This window comes from Comamonas antarctica (genome assembly GCF_013363755.1).
Taxonomy (GTDB): domain Bacteria; phylum Pseudomonadota; class Gammaproteobacteria; order Burkholderiales; family Burkholderiaceae_C; genus Comamonas; species Comamonas antarctica.
Genome location: NZ_CP054840.1, coordinates 1,198,190 through 1,211,991, shown reverse-complemented (window position 1 = coordinate 1,211,991; position 13,802 = coordinate 1,198,190). Strand labels below are relative to the sequence as shown.

General features: G+C 68.2%; 14 protein-coding genes. 9 read left to right on the top strand and 5 right to left on the bottom strand.

Annotation, left to right across the window (positions count from 1 at the left end):
• Positions 1–190: 190 nt before the first annotated feature.
• Entirely contained in the window at positions 191–1,222 is a 1,032-nt protein-coding gene (locus HUK68_RS05695; protein ID WP_175503318.1) for an aldo/keto reductase, read from the bottom strand.
• A 402-nt stretch (positions 1,223–1,624) separates the two neighbouring features.
• Between HUK68_RS05695 and mutS the strand changes: the two genes are divergently transcribed.
• Genes mutS through HUK68_RS05680 form a run of 3 tightly spaced genes read left to right on the top strand, consistent with a single transcriptional unit; the run spans position 1,625 to position 6,062 of the window.
• Positions 1,625–4,216 (top strand): DNA mismatch repair protein MutS, encoded by a 2,592-nt coding sequence (gene mutS / locus HUK68_RS05690; protein WP_175503317.1) that lies wholly within the window; start codon positions 1,625–1,627, stop codon positions 4,214–4,216.
• Positions 4,213–5,214, top strand: coding sequence for a proteasome-type protease (locus HUK68_RS05685; protein WP_244146266.1), 1,002 nt, complete (start codon positions 4,213–4,215; stop codon positions 5,212–5,214). The genes mutS and HUK68_RS05685 overlap by 4 nt, the downstream gene beginning before the upstream one ends.
• 14 nt (positions 5,215–5,228) lie before the next feature.
• Positions 5,229–6,062, top strand: coding sequence for an alpha/beta fold hydrolase (locus HUK68_RS05680; protein WP_175503316.1), 834 nt, complete (start codon positions 5,229–5,231; stop codon positions 6,060–6,062).
• 139 nt (positions 6,063–6,201) lie between these two features.
• On the opposite strand, the gene HUK68_RS05675 is transcribed toward HUK68_RS05680, so the two are convergent.
• Both HUK68_RS05675 and HUK68_RS05670 read right to left on the bottom strand, forming a co-directional pair.
• Entirely contained in the window at positions 6,202–6,906 is a 705-nt protein-coding gene (locus HUK68_RS05675) for an SDR family oxidoreductase (RefSeq protein WP_175503315.1), read from the bottom strand.
• A gap of 88 nt (positions 6,907–6,994) precedes the next feature.
• On the bottom strand, positions 6,995–8,170 hold the full coding sequence (locus HUK68_RS05670; protein WP_175503314.1) for an MFS transporter: 1,176 nt from the start codon (positions 8,168–8,170) through the stop codon (positions 6,995–6,997).
• 84 nt (positions 8,171–8,254) lie between these two features.
• Between HUK68_RS05670 and HUK68_RS05665 the strand changes: the two genes are divergently transcribed.
• Complete coding sequence (locus HUK68_RS05665; RefSeq protein WP_175503313.1) at positions 8,255–9,034, top strand: AraC family transcriptional regulator; 780 nt, start codon at positions 8,255–8,257, stop codon at positions 9,032–9,034.
• On the opposite strand, the gene HUK68_RS05660 is transcribed toward HUK68_RS05665, so the two are convergent.
• Entirely contained in the window at positions 9,020–9,319 is a 300-nt protein-coding gene (locus HUK68_RS05660) for a hypothetical protein (RefSeq protein WP_175503312.1), read from the bottom strand. The two genes, HUK68_RS05665 and HUK68_RS05660, sit on opposite strands and share 15 nt — an antisense overlap.
• Positions 9,319–10,146, bottom strand: coding sequence for an undecaprenyl-diphosphate phosphatase (locus tag HUK68_RS05655; RefSeq protein ID WP_175503311.1), 828 nt, complete (start codon positions 10,144–10,146; stop codon positions 9,319–9,321). Before HUK68_RS05655 ends, HUK68_RS05660 begins: the two co-directional genes overlap by 1 nt.
• A gap of 211 nt (positions 10,147–10,357) precedes the next feature.
• Here HUK68_RS05655 and HUK68_RS05650 point away from each other — a divergent pair, with 211 nt between their 5' ends.
• The 5 genes from HUK68_RS05650 to HUK68_RS05630 all read left to right on the top strand — a co-directional run bounded on the left by HUK68_RS05650 (position 10,358) and on the right by HUK68_RS05630 (position 13,793).
• Positions 10,358–10,654 (top strand): 2TM domain-containing protein, encoded by a 297-nt coding sequence (locus HUK68_RS05650; protein ID WP_175503310.1) that lies wholly within the window; start codon positions 10,358–10,360, stop codon positions 10,652–10,654.
• A gap of 28 nt (positions 10,655–10,682) precedes the next feature.
• Complete coding sequence (locus HUK68_RS05645) at positions 10,683–11,747, top strand: sensor histidine kinase (RefSeq protein WP_244146265.1); 1,065 nt, start codon at positions 10,683–10,685, stop codon at positions 11,745–11,747.
• Between the two features lie 2 nt (positions 11,748–11,749).
• Positions 11,750–12,562 (top strand): LytR/AlgR family response regulator transcription factor, encoded by an 813-nt coding sequence (locus tag HUK68_RS05640; RefSeq protein ID WP_175505747.1) that lies wholly within the window; start codon positions 11,750–11,752, stop codon positions 12,560–12,562.
• Positions 12,563–12,602: 40 nt separating this feature from the next.
• Complete coding sequence (locus tag HUK68_RS05635) at positions 12,603–12,962, top strand: hypothetical protein (RefSeq protein ID WP_175503308.1); 360 nt, start codon at positions 12,603–12,605, stop codon at positions 12,960–12,962.
• Between the two features lie 228 nt (positions 12,963–13,190).
• Positions 13,191–13,793: a TRAP transporter small permease subunit gene (locus HUK68_RS05630; protein ID WP_175503307.1), complete on the top strand. Its 603-nt coding sequence runs from the start codon at positions 13,191–13,193 to the stop codon at positions 13,791–13,793.
• The last annotated feature ends 9 nt before the right edge of the window (positions 13,794–13,802 follow it).

The window sequence follows — 13,802 nt, the reverse complement described above, 5'->3', positions numbered from 1 at the left end:
AGCAAGGGCAGCAGCACGTGATGGCAGGCGTCGCGATGCCGTGCGCGCGCGATGGCGCACCAGGTGATGGTGATGAAGGACGGCGAGATCGTCGAGTCGGGCAGCGTGCAGCAGGTGCTCGCGGCGCCGCGCGCGCCGCACGCGCGCCCGGCCCGGGCCGCTTTCGCGGTCTGAGCGGCCGGCCGCGCGCTCAGGGCGCGCGGTGGCGCGGCTGGCGGCCGAAGAATGGATGGGCCGGATCGTTGAAGCCCGGCGCCGACGCATGGCCCGTGGGCACGAGGCGATCGACCAGGGCCTCGTCCTCTTCGGTGAAGCGGTATTGCAGCGCCGGCAGATAGTCTTCCCACTGCGCGAGCGTGCGCGGCCCGGCGATCGCCGACGTCACGAGCCGGTTGTGCAGCACCCAGGCCAGCGCGAACTGGCCGGGCGTGATGCCGCGGCCGGCGACATGCGCGCGGATCTGCTGCGCGATATGCAGCGACTCGGCGCGCCACTCGGTCTGCTGCAGGCGCGGGTCGTCGCGGCCCGCGCGGGTTTCGGCCGCGGGCGCTTCGCCAGGCGTGTACTTGGCCGTGAGCACGCCGCGCGCCAGCGGGCTGTAGGGCACGACGGCCAGGCCATAGCGTTCGGCCGCGGGCAGATGCTCGACTTCGATCTGGCGGTTGGCGAGGTTGTACAGCGGCTGCGTCACCGCGGGACGGTCCACGCCCAGCGCATCGGCCGTGTGCACGAACTCCGCGAGCTTGTAGGCGCGATGGTTGGAGAGGCCGTAGCTGCGCAGCTTTCCGGCGCGAATCAGGTCGCCCAGCGCGCGCACGGTTTCCTCGATCTGCGTGCTGCCGTCCTCGCGGTGCAGGTACAGCACGTCGAGATAATCGGTGCGCAGCCGCTTCAGGCTGGCTTCGACCGAACGGATCAGATTGATGCGCGCCGCGCCGCGGTCGTTCGGCCCGGACGTGCCCGGGTTCTGGTTGCCGAACTTGCTTGCCAGCACCCATTCGCCGCGGCGCGGCGCGATCAGTTCGCCCACGACCACCTCGGACTCGCCGCGGTTGTAGTTGTTGGCCGTGTCGATGAAGTTGACGCCTTGCTCGAAAGCGCGTTCGGTGATGCGCTGCGCGGTCGCGTGGTCGGTCTCGCCGCCAAACATCATGGTGCCCAGCGTCAGGGGAGAGATCTTGATGCCGCTGCGGCCGAGGTTGCGATAGGTGTTGATAGTCATCTGCGGATTCGGAGTGAACGGGCCATGCGCCGCCACCGGGGCGACCTGCCGATTCTGGCGCACTTGCGTTGCGCAGGTGGCATGAAATCGGCATATCCAAGCGCGCTTTCCCCGCGCCTGGAGATGGCGGTGCCCCTGCAGCGCGCGGGCGCGGCGCCCTATCGTCAATAATGTATTCCTTTGGCCCAGGCTCCCGGATCCGGCGCGCCGCCCCGCCCGCCCTGCCGGCCCGGGCGCCGGCCCTTGCCGCAACGCTGACCATGCGCAGCCCCGCCCGGGATGCCCCGAACTGCCCGATACCGCGCCCGGGCGAACCACTAAGCTATTGATCCAAAAGTGAATATCGAGAATACCGAAGCCGTTCAAGGGCCGGGCGGCACGCCGCTTTCCAGCCACACTCCCATGATGCAGCAATATCTGGGCCTCAAGGCCGGGTACCCGGACACGCTGGTGTTCTACCGCATGGGCGATTTCTACGAGCTTTTCTATGCCGATGCCGAGAAGGCCACGCGGCTGCTCGACATCACGCTCACGCAGCGCGGCCAGTCGGGCGGGCAGCCGATCCCGATGTGCGGCGTGCCCTTCCACGCGCTCGAGAACTACCTCGCGCGGCTCATCAAGATGGGCGAATCGGTGGCGATCTGCGAGCAGGTCGGCGAAGTCGGCGCGAACAAGGGACCGGTCGAGCGCAAGGTGGTGCGCGTCGTCACGCCCGGCACGCTGACCGATGCGGCGCTGCTGTCGGACAAGAGCGAGGCGCTGCTGCTGGCCGTGCATGCGGGCGCGCGCAACCGCTGCGGCCTGGCCTGGCTCAGCGTGACGCAGGGCCGCGTGCATTTGGCCGAATGCGCGCCCGAGGAACTGGGCGACTGGCTGGTGCGCGTCGCGCCCAGCGAAGTGATCTACAGCGCCGGCGTGACCGAGCGCTTCGAGAAGCAGCTGCAGGGCCTGCGCCAGGGCGGCAGCCTGGCATGCCCGCTGTGCCCGCGGCCCGACTGGCAGTTCGACCAGGCGCTGGGCGAGCGCAAGCTGCTCGAGCAGCTCGGCGCGGCCAGTCTGCAGGCCTGGAATGCCGAAGGCCTGGGCCTGGCGCATGCAGCCTCGGCCGCGCTGCTGTCGTACGCCGAACACACGCAGGGCCGCGCGCTGAGCCATCTGCACAGCGTGCAGGTGCAGCGCAACGATGAGCTCATCGACCTGCCGCCGGCCACGCGCCGCAACCTGGAACTGCTCAGGACCCTGCGCGGCGAGGACAGCCCGACGCTGTTCTCGCTGCTCGATACCTGCCAGACCGGCATGGGCAGCCGCCTGCTCAAGAGCTGGATGCTCGAGCCGCGGCGCGACCGCAGCGCGGCGCGCGAGCGCCTCGAGGCCACCGAAGTGCTGCGCGGCAGCCAGGCCGCGGGCGCGGCGCCGTGGCAGCTGCTGCGCGCCGAACTCAAGGGCGTGAGCGATGTCGAGCGCATCACGGCGCGCATCGCGCTGCGCCAGGTGCGCCCGCGCGAACTGGTGGCGCTGGGCAAGACGCTGGCCAAGGCCCAGCTGCTGGCCGGCACCGGCGCCTCGCCCTCGGCCTATCTGAACCAGGTCTTCGCCGATACCCTGCCGCCCGATGGTTGCGCGGCGCTGCTGCAGGCCGCGCTGCTCGAGGAACCCGCGGCGCTGGTGCGCGACGGCGGCGTGATCGCGGACGGCTTCGATGCCGAGTTGGACGAGTTGCGCGCCATCCAGACCAACTGCGACAGCTTCCTGCTCGACCTGGAAACGCGCGAGAAGGCGCGCACCGGCATTCCCAATCTGCGCGTGCAGTTCAACAAGGTGCACGGCTTCTACATCGAGGTCACGGGCAGCTATCTCGACCGCGTGCCCGACGACTATCGCCGCCGCCAGACACTGAAGAACGCCGAACGCTTCATCACGCCCGAACTGAAGAACTTCGAGGACAAGGCGCTGTCGGCCAACGAGCGCGCGCTGGCGCGCGAGAAGTGGCTCTACGAGCAGATCCTCGACCAGTTGCAGCCGCACGTGCCCGGGCTCACGCGCGTCGCGGGCGCGCTGGCCACGCTCGATTTGCTGTGCACCTTCGCCGAACGCTCGCTGACGCTGCAATGGTGCGCGCCCGAGTTCGTCAACCAGCCCTGCATCGAGATCGAGGCCGGCCGCCATCCGGTGGTCGAGGCGCGCCTGGCGGAAACCTCGAGCGGCGCCTTCATTGCCAACCACACGCGCATGAATGCCAATGCGCGCATGCAGATCATCACCGGCCCGAACATGGGCGGCAAATCGACGTATATGCGCCAGGTGGCGCTGATCGTGCTGCTGGCCAGCATGGGCAGCCATGTGCCGGCCACGGCCTGCCGGCTGGGGCCCATCGACGCGATCCACACGCGCATCGGCGCAGCCGACGACCTGGCCAATGCGCAATCGACCTTCATGCTGGAGATGACCGAGGCCGCGCAGATCCTGCATGCCGCCACGCCGCACAGCCTGGTGCTGATGGACGAGATCGGCCGCGGCACCAGCACCTTCGACGGCCTGGCGCTGGCCAGCGGCATTGCCAGCCACCTGCATGACAAGACGCGCGCGTTCACGCTGTTCGCGACGCATTATTTCGAGCTCACCGACCTGCCCGCCAAGGCGCGCCAGGCCGTCAATGTCCATGTCGGCGCCACTGAATCAGGAAGTGACATTGTGTTTCTACATGAAATACAGCCCGGGCCTGCCAGTAGAAGCTATGGCATTCAGGTGGCTAAACTTGCCGGAATGCCTACCGCAGTGCTCTACCATGCTAGGCATACGCTGGCAGCGCTCGAGGAGCGTGCCGGCGAGGACCGGCGCCAGGTGGACCTGTTTGCCGCGCCCCAGACGCCCGAGCCGCGCGCCGAAGCGAGCCTGTTGCAGCAACGCCTGCTGGACCTCGAACTCGACACGCTGAGCCCGCGCGAGGCGCTTGATCATTTGTACGCTCTTCAAGGACTTGCCAAGAAGCCATGACCTACTGTGTAGCCATCAAACTCGACGCGGGGCTGGTGTTCCTGGCCGACTCGCGCACCAACGCCGGCCTCGACCACATCAGCTCCTTCCGCAAGATGATGGTCTACGAGTCGCCGGGCGACCGCTTCATGGTGCTGTTGTCGGCAGGCAACCTGTCGATTTCCCAATCGGTGCGCGAGATCCTGCAGCAGCAGCAGCTGCGCGACGAGCACACCGGAGAAATGCTCACCATCTGGAATGCGCGCAGCATGTTCGATGCCGCGCGCATCCTGGGCGCGGCGGTGCGCCATATCTATGACCGCGACGGCGTGGCGCTCAAGCGCGCCGGCCTGGACTTCAATGTCTCGCTGGTTCTGGGCGGTCAGATCCGCGGCGAGAACATGCGCCTGTTCCAGGTCTATTCGGCCGGCAACTTCATTGAAGCCACGAACGAGACGCCCTACTTCCAGGTCGGCGAGTCCAAATACGGCAAGCCGGTTCTGGACCGCGTGATCACGCCGCAGACGCCGCTCGACGAAGCCGCCAAATGCGCGCTGGTCTCCATGGACAGCACCATCAAGTCGAACCTCTCGGTCGGCCTGCCGCTGGACCTGATCGTCTATGAAGCCGACCAGTTCGCGAGCGACAAGATCGTCTGCATCGACGAGAGCAACCCCTATTACCGGCTGCTGCACGACAACTGGGGCGAACGCCTGCGCCATGTGTTCGACAGCATCGAGGACCCGGCCTGGGATGGCGGCGCCACCAATGCGCCGATCCGCGTCACGAGCCGCCGCTGCCACCCGCTGGCCAAGATCACGCCCGCCACGGTGGCCGCCCAGCCCGCGCTGTCGGTGCCGACCGGCCTGGGCCAGCCCGGCGTCTATTCGGCCGGCGCCGCGCTGCGCCCGCCCGCGCACCTGCCGATCGCGCCCGTGCATCCGGACCATTTGATGGCGGGAGAAGCCGACGCCGCAGATGACGGCGCGCCCGATAACGACGATCACCCCGAACGCTGAGCCTGCGGCCTGCCATGCTGCCGCTGGTCTTCTCCCACGCCAACAGCTTTCCTGCGGCCACCTACCGGCTGCTGTTCGCGCTGCTGCGCGAGCGCGGCTGCGAGGTCCGCGCGGTCGAGCGTTTCGGCCACGACCCGGCCTATCCGGTCACCGACAACTGGCCGCATCTGGTGCAGCAGCTGGCCGACTTCACGCGCGCCGAGGTCGAGCGCCTGGGCGAGCCGGTGTTTCTGGTCGGCCATTCGCTGGGCGGTTTCCTGAGCGTGATGGCCGCGGCGCTGCACCCGGAACTCGCGCGCGGCGTGTTGCTCATCGATTCCCCGCTGATCAGCGGCTGGCGCGCCAACGCGCTGGGCATGGCCAAGCGCACGCAGCTCGTGGGCTCGGTATCGCCGGGCAAGATCAGCCGGCGCCGGCGCCACCAATGGGCCAGCAATGACGAGGCGCTGGACTATTTCCGCGCGAAAAAGGCGTTCGCGCAGTGGCATCCCGCGATGCTGCAGGACTATGTCGAGCATGGCCTCGCGGACCACGACGGCCAGCGCGTGCTGGGCTTTGACCGAGAGGTCGAAACCGCGATCTACAACACGCTGCCGCACCACCTCGACACGCTGCTGCGCCGCCACCCGCTGCGCTGCCCCGCGGCTTTCATCGGCGGGCGCGGCTCGCAGGAAATGAAGCAGGTGGGCATGGACATGACGCTGCGCATCACCCAGGGCCGCAGCATGATTCTCGACGGCAGCCACCTGTTCCCGATGGAGCGCCCCGAAGCCACGGCCGCGGCCATCGAGGCCTCGCTGCTCAATCTGCTGTCGGTGATTGCAGGTGAACACCGGCTCAATAGATAAAAGCTCGCATTACCCACATCCTTTGCTCTGGCGCGTACCAGCTCAGGGGCACCGAGCAAGGGCCGCCCCGCAGCGAGGGTGCCGTCCCCCTCCACCGAAGGTTGAGAGGGGGAAGCGACGAAGTCGCTCAGGGGGTGCTTTAAATTGAGCGCGACAGGCCGCCATCGACGCGGATGTTCTGGCCCGTGATGTAGCCCGCGCCTTCCGACAGCAGGAAGGCCACGGTCGCGGCGATTTCCTCGGCCTTGCCGTAGCGCGCCATGGGCACGGTCTCGCGGCGCGCGTCGGTCTGCGGCAGGCTGTCGATCCAGCCCGGCAGTACATTGTTCATGCGGATGTTCCTGGCCGCGTAGCGGTCCGAAAAGATCTTGGTGAAGCTGGCCAGCCCGGCGCGGAACACGGCCGAGGTGGGGAAGGTGTCGACCGGCTCGAAGGCCCAGGCCGTCGAGATGTTGACGATCGCGCCGCCGCCCTGCTTTTCCATGATCGGCACCACCAGGCGCGCGGGCCGCACGGCGTTGAGGAAGTAGACCTCCATGCCCTTGTGCCAGTCTTCATCGGTGATGTCCAGGATGGGCGCGCGCGGGCCGTGGCCGGCCGAGTTCACGAGCGCGTCGATGCGTCCCCAGCGCTGCATGGCCAGATCGACCAGGCGCTGCAGGTCGTCGGTGGACTGGTTCGACCCCGTGACGCCGACGCCGCCGAGCTCCTGCGCCAGGGCCTCGCCCTTGCCTGAAGACGACAGAATCGCCACCTGATAGCCGTCCTGCGCCAGCTTCTTCGCTGCCGCGGCGCCCATGCCCGAGCCGCCTGCGGTGATGAGTGCCACTTTTTCCTGCGTCATGAAAATCTCCTCTCAGTGATATGCAAATCCAGGCCGGCGCGCTGCGGGGCGCAGCAGGCTTGGCGGATTGCGCATCATAGGCAAGGCTTCAGCCGCCAATGCGCAGATTGCGCCCGGCCAGCGCCCCCATCGCGATGGCGCCCGCGGCCAGCATCGCGCACAGCAGCAGCGGCATCTGCCAGCCGCCGAGCAGGTCGTGCAGCTGGCCCATGAGCACGGGCCCGGCCGCGGCCAGCAGATAGCCCACGCATTGCGACATGCCCGACAGTGCCGTCGACTGCGGCACGTCGCGCGTGCGCAGCGCGACAAACGTCAGGCCCAGGATGAAGGTCGCGCCCGTGCCCATGCCCAGCAGCACCGCCCACAGCCAAGCCAGCGCCGGCAGCAGCCACAAGCCCAGCAGCGCCAGCGTCGACAGCACGGCGGCAAGTGCCGCCGCCAGGCGCTGGTCGGGCATGCGGCGCACCAGGGGCGCGAGCAGCAGGCCGGGAATCGCCGTGGCCAGTTGCAGCACGCCATGCAGCGTGCCGGCCTGCTGCGCCGAAGTGCCGGCCTCGGCCAGCATCGCCGGCAGCCAGGCAATCGCCACGTAATAGACCGTCGAGTTCAGGCCCAGGTAGAGCGTGACCTGCCACGCCAGCGCCGAGCGCCACAGCGACACCGGTGCCGCGCCAGCGGCGGCCTCGGGCACGGCCCTGCCGCCGGGCAGCAGGGCCCAGGCCGCGATGGCGGCCAGCGGCACCGCGATGAAGCACGCCAGCGCCGCTTGCCAGCCGATGGCATCGGCCAGCGGCACGGCCGCGGCCGAGCCCAGCGCCGCGACGATGCCCATCGACAGCGCGTAGGCGCTGGTCACCGCGGTCACGCTGCCCGGGAAGTCGCGCTTGACCAGGCTGGGCAGCAGCACATTGCCCACCGCGATGCCCATGCCCAGCACGCAGGTGCCCAGATAAAGCGCCCATTCCAGGCCGCTGGAGCGCACGGCAATGCCCAGCGCGACAGCCGCCATCGCGCCCAGCAGTGTCCGCTCCAGGCCCCAGCGCCGCGCCAGTCCCGCGGCAAAGGGCGACAGCAGCGCAAAGGCCAGCAGCGGCAGGGCCGTGAGGGCGCCTGCGGCCGCCGTGCTCAGCTGGAAGTGCGCACTGATCTGTCCCAGCAGTGGCGGCAGCCCGGTCGCGGGCACGCGCAGGTTGGCTGCAGCCAGCAGGATGGCGGCAAGAAGAAGCGCATTGCGCGCACGCGGTGGATGGGTCAGTGCGGTCATCGGTACGGCTCGAAGGACGGACCTCCACTCTACAAACCCCGGGCGTGGTTGAATATCGAAGAAAAGACAGATGATCGCTAAAAGATGACAACCCCTTCCGCCCTCTCCGACCTCCTTTGCCGCCACGACACCGATGGCGACCACTGTGCCGCCGTGGCGCTCAATGTCGAGATCGCGCAGAACGACGTGGAGCAGCCCGTGCACCGCCACCGCAAGGGCCAGCTGGTGCTGGCCCTGCATGGCAGCGTGACCTGCGAGGTGCCGCAGGCGCTGTGGATGGTGCCGCCGCAGCATGCGGTGTGGATTCCCGGCGGCATGCCGCACAGCAACCGCGCCACCGACAATGCGCGCATCTGTTTCCTGTTCATCGAACCCGATGCCGCGCGCATGCCGCAGCAGTGCTGCACGCTGGCCATCAGTCCGCTGGTGCGCGAATTGATCCAGCATCTGGCCGCGCAGCCGGCGCGCAGCGCAGCGCGCGTGACCGAGCTGTTGCTGGAACTGCTGGTGGAGGCGCCGGTGCAGCAGCTGCACCTGCCGATGTCGAACCACCCCAAGATCCGCCGCATGGCGCGCGCGCTCGGCAAGGACCCGTCGGACCGCACCCCGCTGGCCGAGTGGGCCGCGCGCCTGGCCATGAGCGAGCGCACGCTGGCGCGGCTGGTGGCGCAGGAAACCGGGCTCAGCTTCGGCCGCTGGCGCCAGCAGCTGCACCTGCTCGTGGCATTGCGCCAGCTGTCCGAAGGCGCCACCGTGCAGCAGGTGGCCGGCAATCTGGGCTACGACTCCGTGACGGCGTTCATCACCATGTTCAAGAAGGCGCTGGGACAGCCGCCGGGGCGCTACTTCTCACGCCTGACGTAGCGCGGCAGCCGCTTCGCGCAGCGCCGCCACGGCCTGCGCCGCGTCGTGCTGAAAATCGGCGCGCCAGGGTGCCTGCCAGTCGGTGGGCCGTCCCTCGGATTCCCAGCGCTCCAGCGCCAGCGCATTGAGGATTTCGGCGTCGAACCAGACGCTGGCATAGCTTTCGCGGGCGCCGGCGTCCGCTGCCTCGGCAAGCAGCGCTTCCCCCTGCTCGATGAAGCGCGCAAACGCCGCGACGTCCGCCGCGGCGCCGCTTGCCAATGCGTCGAAGTCGCGCGCCCGCATCACTCCCCGTGCCAGGCAATCACGCCGGTCCAGGCCGTGACCAGCACCACGATGCCGAACACGATGCGGTACCAGGCAAACGGCACGAAGCTGTTGCTGGAGATGTAGCGCAGCAGCCAGCGAACGCACAGCCAGGCACTGATGAACGAGAACAGCAGCCCGACCGCAAACATCGGAATATCGGCAGCGCTCAGCAGCGCGCGCTGCTTGTAGAGGCTGTAGACCCCGGCGCCGATCAGCGTGGGCATGGCCAGGAAGAACGAGAAATCGGTGGCCGCCTTGCGCGACAGTCCCAGCAGCATGCCGCCGATGATGGTCGCGCCGCTGCGGCTCGTGCCAGGCACCATGGCCAGGCACTGCGCCAGGCCGACCTTGAGCGCATCCATCGGGGTCATGTCGTCGACCGAATGCACGCGCACGCTGGTGGCCGGCCGGCGTTCGGCCCAGAGGATCACGAAGCCGCCCAGGATGAAGGTGGTTGCCACCACGATGGGCGTGAACAGATGCGCCTGGATCAGCTTGCCAAAGGCCAGCGCCAGCACCACCGCCGGCAGGAAACCGATGAACACGTTCAGTGCAAAGCGTTGCGCCTGCCGGCTCGTGGGCAGTTCGACCAGGGTGCTGCGGATCTTCTGCCAGTAGACCAGGATCACGGCAAAGATCGCGCCGGTCTGGATGGCGATGTCGAACACCTTGGCTTTTTCGCCTTCGAAGCCGAGCAGTGCGCCCGCCAGGATCAGATGGCCCGTCGATGAGATGGGCAAGAACTCGGTCAGGCCCTCGACCACGCCCATGACGGCGGCCTTGACCAGCAAAACGATATCCACGGAATAGTCCTGTTTGGCGGTTGAAAGCCAATGATTATCTACGCGCGGCGCAATAGCCCGGAGCAGGCACTGGCTTCGCCGGTGCGCCGCCGGCCCGCGCCCTGCAGGCAGCAGTTCGCGCCGCGCCCCGGCCATCCGTCGCATGGCGCTGGCAACCGCGCGGCGCGCGGCGCACAGTCAAGCCATTGCTTTGACTGAAAGGAGACCCGCCATGGCATTTCCCGATACTTGCGGATCGAACGACGACGCGCTGGAGCAGCTGGCGCGCCGGCGTGCCGGCGCCAAGCTGGGCTGGGCGATCCACGCCGCGGCCTATGTGCTGGTGAACCTGCTGCTGGCAGCGCTCGCGGCGCAGCAGGGCCGCCACTGGGCCATCTACCCGGCGCTGGGTTGGGGCCTGGGGTTGCTGCTGCATGGCGCGGCCGTCTGGCTGGCATTGCCCGGCGGCGGACTCCAGGCGCGCCTGCTGGCACGCGAACGCCAGCGGCTGCAAGCCGGCCGGGAGTGAACAGCAATACGCGACAATGCCTGCGATCATGCTGCTGCCCCATTTCAACGCGCGCACCTTTGCCCTCCATGGCCTGTGGACGGCGGTGCTGTGCTGCCTCACCGCGCTGGCGCTGCAGGCCGCGGGCCTGGGCCGCTGGCAGGCGCAACTGATGATGTCGCTGTGCGTGGGCGGGATCAGCTGGCTGGTCATCGACCTGGGCCGGCTGCTGCTCACGCGCCATCAGCCCATTCCCTGGCCCGCAGGCTGGCGCGGGCCGGCGCTGGTTGCGGCCGGCATTGCGGCGGGTGCGCTGCTGGGCGGTGGCATTGGCCGCCGGCTGCGCGGCGACGGCGCAGCGTTTTCACCGGGCGAGTCCCTGACCAGCGCGACGGGCCTGACCACGCTGGCGCTCACGGCAGCGATCAGCACCGTGATGTGCCTGGTGTTCTACCACCGCGGCAAGGCGCAGGAACTCGAGCGCGTCGTCGTGCAGAGCCAGCGCGACAGCGCCGAAGCCCGGCTCAAGCTGCTCGAAGCGCAGCTCGAGCCGCACATGGTGTTCAATACGCTGGCCAACCTGCGGGTACTGATCGCCAGCGACAGCGCGCGCGCCGAAGCCATGCTGGACCACTTCATTGCGTATCTGCGCGCCACGCTCGATGGCGCGCGCACGCCGCAGCACGCGCTGGAGGTGGAATACGCGCGGCTGCGCGACTACCTCGCGCTGATGGCGGTGCGCATGGGCCCGCGCCTGCGTTACCGGCTGGAGTTGCCGCCGGAACTGGCCTGCGCGCCGGTGCCGGCGCTGCTGCTGCAGCCGCTGGTGGAGAACGCCATCGGCCACGGCCTCGAGCCGCAGATCACGGGCGGCGAGATCGTGGTGCGGGCGCGCACTTCACAAGACGGCCAAGGATTGGTGCTCGAAGTCGACGACGACGGCGCAGGCCTGGCCGCAGCGCCCGCGCAGCCGCCGCAGGGCCGGCACTTCGGCCTGGCCCAGGTGCGTGAGCGCCTGCTGACGCTGCATGGCAATCGCGCTGCGCTGGCGCTCGAGGCGCGCCCGGAGGGCGGAACGCGCGCGCGCATCCACTTGCCGCTGGAAACGCCGTGAACATGCAGGCGCGCGCACTCATTGCCGAAGACGAGCCGCTGCTGCGCCAGGCGCTGGGGCAGGCGCTGGCGCATGCCTGGCCAGCACTGGAAATCGTCGCCAGTGTCGGCGACGGCCTGAGCGCGGTGCGCGAAGCGCTGGCGCTCAGGCCCGATGTGCTGTTCTTCGACATCCGCATGCCGGGCCTGGGCGGACTCGAAGCCGCGGCCGAACTGGCCGATGCCTGGCCCGCGGGCATGCCGTTTCCGGCCCTGGTGCTGGTGACCGCTTACGACCAGTACGCGCTGCAGGCCTTCGAGGCCCAGGCCATCGACTATCTGCTCAAGCCGGTGCAGCCGGCGCGCCTGCAGCAGACCGTGGAGCGGCTTCAGCGCCGGCTCGCGCCACACGCTCCGGCCGGCGGCACGCCGCGCGACCTGGACAGCGTCATGGCGCAACTGCGCCGGTTGCTGCCCGGCGCAGCGCAGCTTCCCATGTCGCGGCCAGAGCCGCCGCTGACCGTGATCCAGGCCGGTGCCGGCGCGCAGATCCAGCTGGTGCCGGTCGACGAGGTGCTGTATTTCGAGGCGGCCGACAAATACGTGCGCGTGCTCACGCAGCAGCACGAGTATCTGATCCGCATGCCGCTCAAGGAACTGGGCGCGCGGCTCGACCCGGCGCAGTTCTGGCAGGTCCACCGCGGCACGCTGGTGCGCGCCACGGCCATTGCCGCCGCGCGCCGCGACGAGGCCGGGCGGCTGCACCTGCAGTTGCGCGGCCGGGCCGAAACGCTGGCCGTGAGCCGCCTCTACGCCCATCGCTTCAAGGCCATGTAGCGCGCGCGGGCCACAATGGCGGTTTTGCGCGGAGGCGGCCATGGCACTGGACTATCTCGATTTTGATTACAGCGAAGACGATGAAGGCACGGGCACCTGGGATGCGCTGGCCAGCGTCACGGCACAGCGCCTGCCGGCGCTGGTGGCCGAAGTCGAGCAACTGCTGCGCTGGGCGCATCAGGCGTTCGCGGGCCGGCGCGGGCCCGTCGAGGAAGGCGGCGACTGGGACTACAACCTGCATGCGCAACTCGAGAACGGCCAGCCGCTGGCCATCGGTTTCGACGAGCGCAGCGGCCTGCAGCTGACCGCGCCGGCCGGCCAGCGCATCACGCTGGGACTCACGCTCAGCGCCAGCGCGGCCTTCAGCGACGCCTTGAGAGCCAGCTACGCGCTGGATTGAGACTGCTGGAAAAGCAACCAAAAAACGACAATTGACCCGCTAAAGGTAAACCCCTATTGCTACCAAAACAGTAGCACTGTAACCGCTGAAAATATAGTAAAACTCCTATATTTTTAGTGCTACTTAGCTGACAGATGCTCCTTAGAATCGGTCGTTGCAAAAAATTACGGCAAGCCTGCTACCCGCGGCCGGCCCGGCAACACAAACGGCCTTTCCATTGGAGACACCATGCAGGCTCTACTCAAGTTTTCGCGAGGCGTCGACTGGCTTAACACCCAGGTCGGCAAATACGTCATCTGGCTCATTCTGGCCTCCACCGTCATCAGCGGCGTGAACGCGGTGGTGCGCAAGGTGTTCAACACCAGCTCCAACGCCTTCCTCGAAGTGCAGTGGTACTTGTTTGCCGCATCCTTCCTGCTGGCGGCGGGCTACACGCTGCTGCAGGGCGAGCATGTGAAGGTCGACGTGGTCGCAAGCCGCCTGTCCAAGCGCAAGCAGATCTGGATCGACGTCTTCGGCTTTGTCTGCTTTCTCACGCCTGTGACGCTTGCCGTGCTGTGGTTCGGCATTCCATTTTTCTGGCAGGCCTTCCAGACTGGCGAGATGTCGAGCAACGCGGGCGGCCTGATCCGCTGGCCCGTCTATCTGATGCTGCCGCTGGGCTTTGCGCTGCTGCTGCTGCAGGGCTGGTCCGAGCTGATCAAGCGCATTGCTTTCCTGCAAGGCCTGATCGACGACCCGACCGCGAAGAGGACGGAAAAGTCGGCCGAGGAAGACCTCGCCGAAGCCATCCGCAATCTCGCAGGCCATGGCAAGAAGAAAGACGCCTGAGCGCGGGAG

What these genes read in the sequence shown, in the direction of transcription:
- HUK68_RS05670 (WP_175503314.1), bottom strand. Translation starts at nt 8,170, where the DNA reads ATGACCGCACTGACCCATCCACCGCGTGCGCGCAATGCGCTTCTTCTT.
- HUK68_RS05680 (WP_175503316.1), top strand. Translation starts at nt 5,229, where the DNA reads ATGCTGCCGCTGGTCTTCTCCCACGCCAACAGCTTTCCTGCGGCCACC.
- HUK68_RS05640 (WP_175505747.1), top strand. Translation starts at nt 11,750, where the DNA reads ATGCAGGCGCGCGCACTCATTGCCGAAGACGAGCCGCTGCTGCGCCAG.
- HUK68_RS05695 (WP_175503318.1), bottom strand. Translation starts at nt 1,222, where the DNA reads ATGACTATCAACACCTATCGCAACCTCGGCCGCAGCGGCATCAAGATC.
- HUK68_RS05660 (WP_175503312.1), bottom strand. Translation starts at nt 9,319, where the DNA reads ATGCGGGCGCGCGACTTCGACGCATTGGCAAGCGGCGCCGCGGCGGAC.
- HUK68_RS05635 (WP_175503308.1), top strand. Translation starts at nt 12,603, where the DNA reads ATGGCACTGGACTATCTCGATTTTGATTACAGCGAAGACGATGAAGGC.
- HUK68_RS05665 (WP_175503313.1), top strand. Translation starts at nt 8,255, where the DNA reads ATGACAACCCCTTCCGCCCTCTCCGACCTCCTTTGCCGCCACGACACC.
- HUK68_RS05645 (WP_244146265.1), top strand. Translation starts at nt 10,683, where the DNA reads ATGCTGCTGCCCCATTTCAACGCGCGCACCTTTGCCCTCCATGGCCTG.
- HUK68_RS05630 (WP_175503307.1), top strand. Translation starts at nt 13,191, where the DNA reads ATGCAGGCTCTACTCAAGTTTTCGCGAGGCGTCGACTGGCTTAACACC.
- mutS (WP_175503317.1), top strand. Translation starts at nt 1,625, where the DNA reads ATGATGCAGCAATATCTGGGCCTCAAGGCCGGGTACCCGGACACGCTG.
- HUK68_RS05685 (WP_244146266.1), top strand. Translation starts at nt 4,213, where the DNA reads ATGACCTACTGTGTAGCCATCAAACTCGACGCGGGGCTGGTGTTCCTG.
- HUK68_RS05650 (WP_175503310.1), top strand. Translation starts at nt 10,358, where the DNA reads ATGGCATTTCCCGATACTTGCGGATCGAACGACGACGCGCTGGAGCAG.
- HUK68_RS05675 (WP_175503315.1), bottom strand. Translation starts at nt 6,906, where the DNA reads ATGACGCAGGAAAAAGTGGCACTCATCACCGCAGGCGGCTCGGGCATG.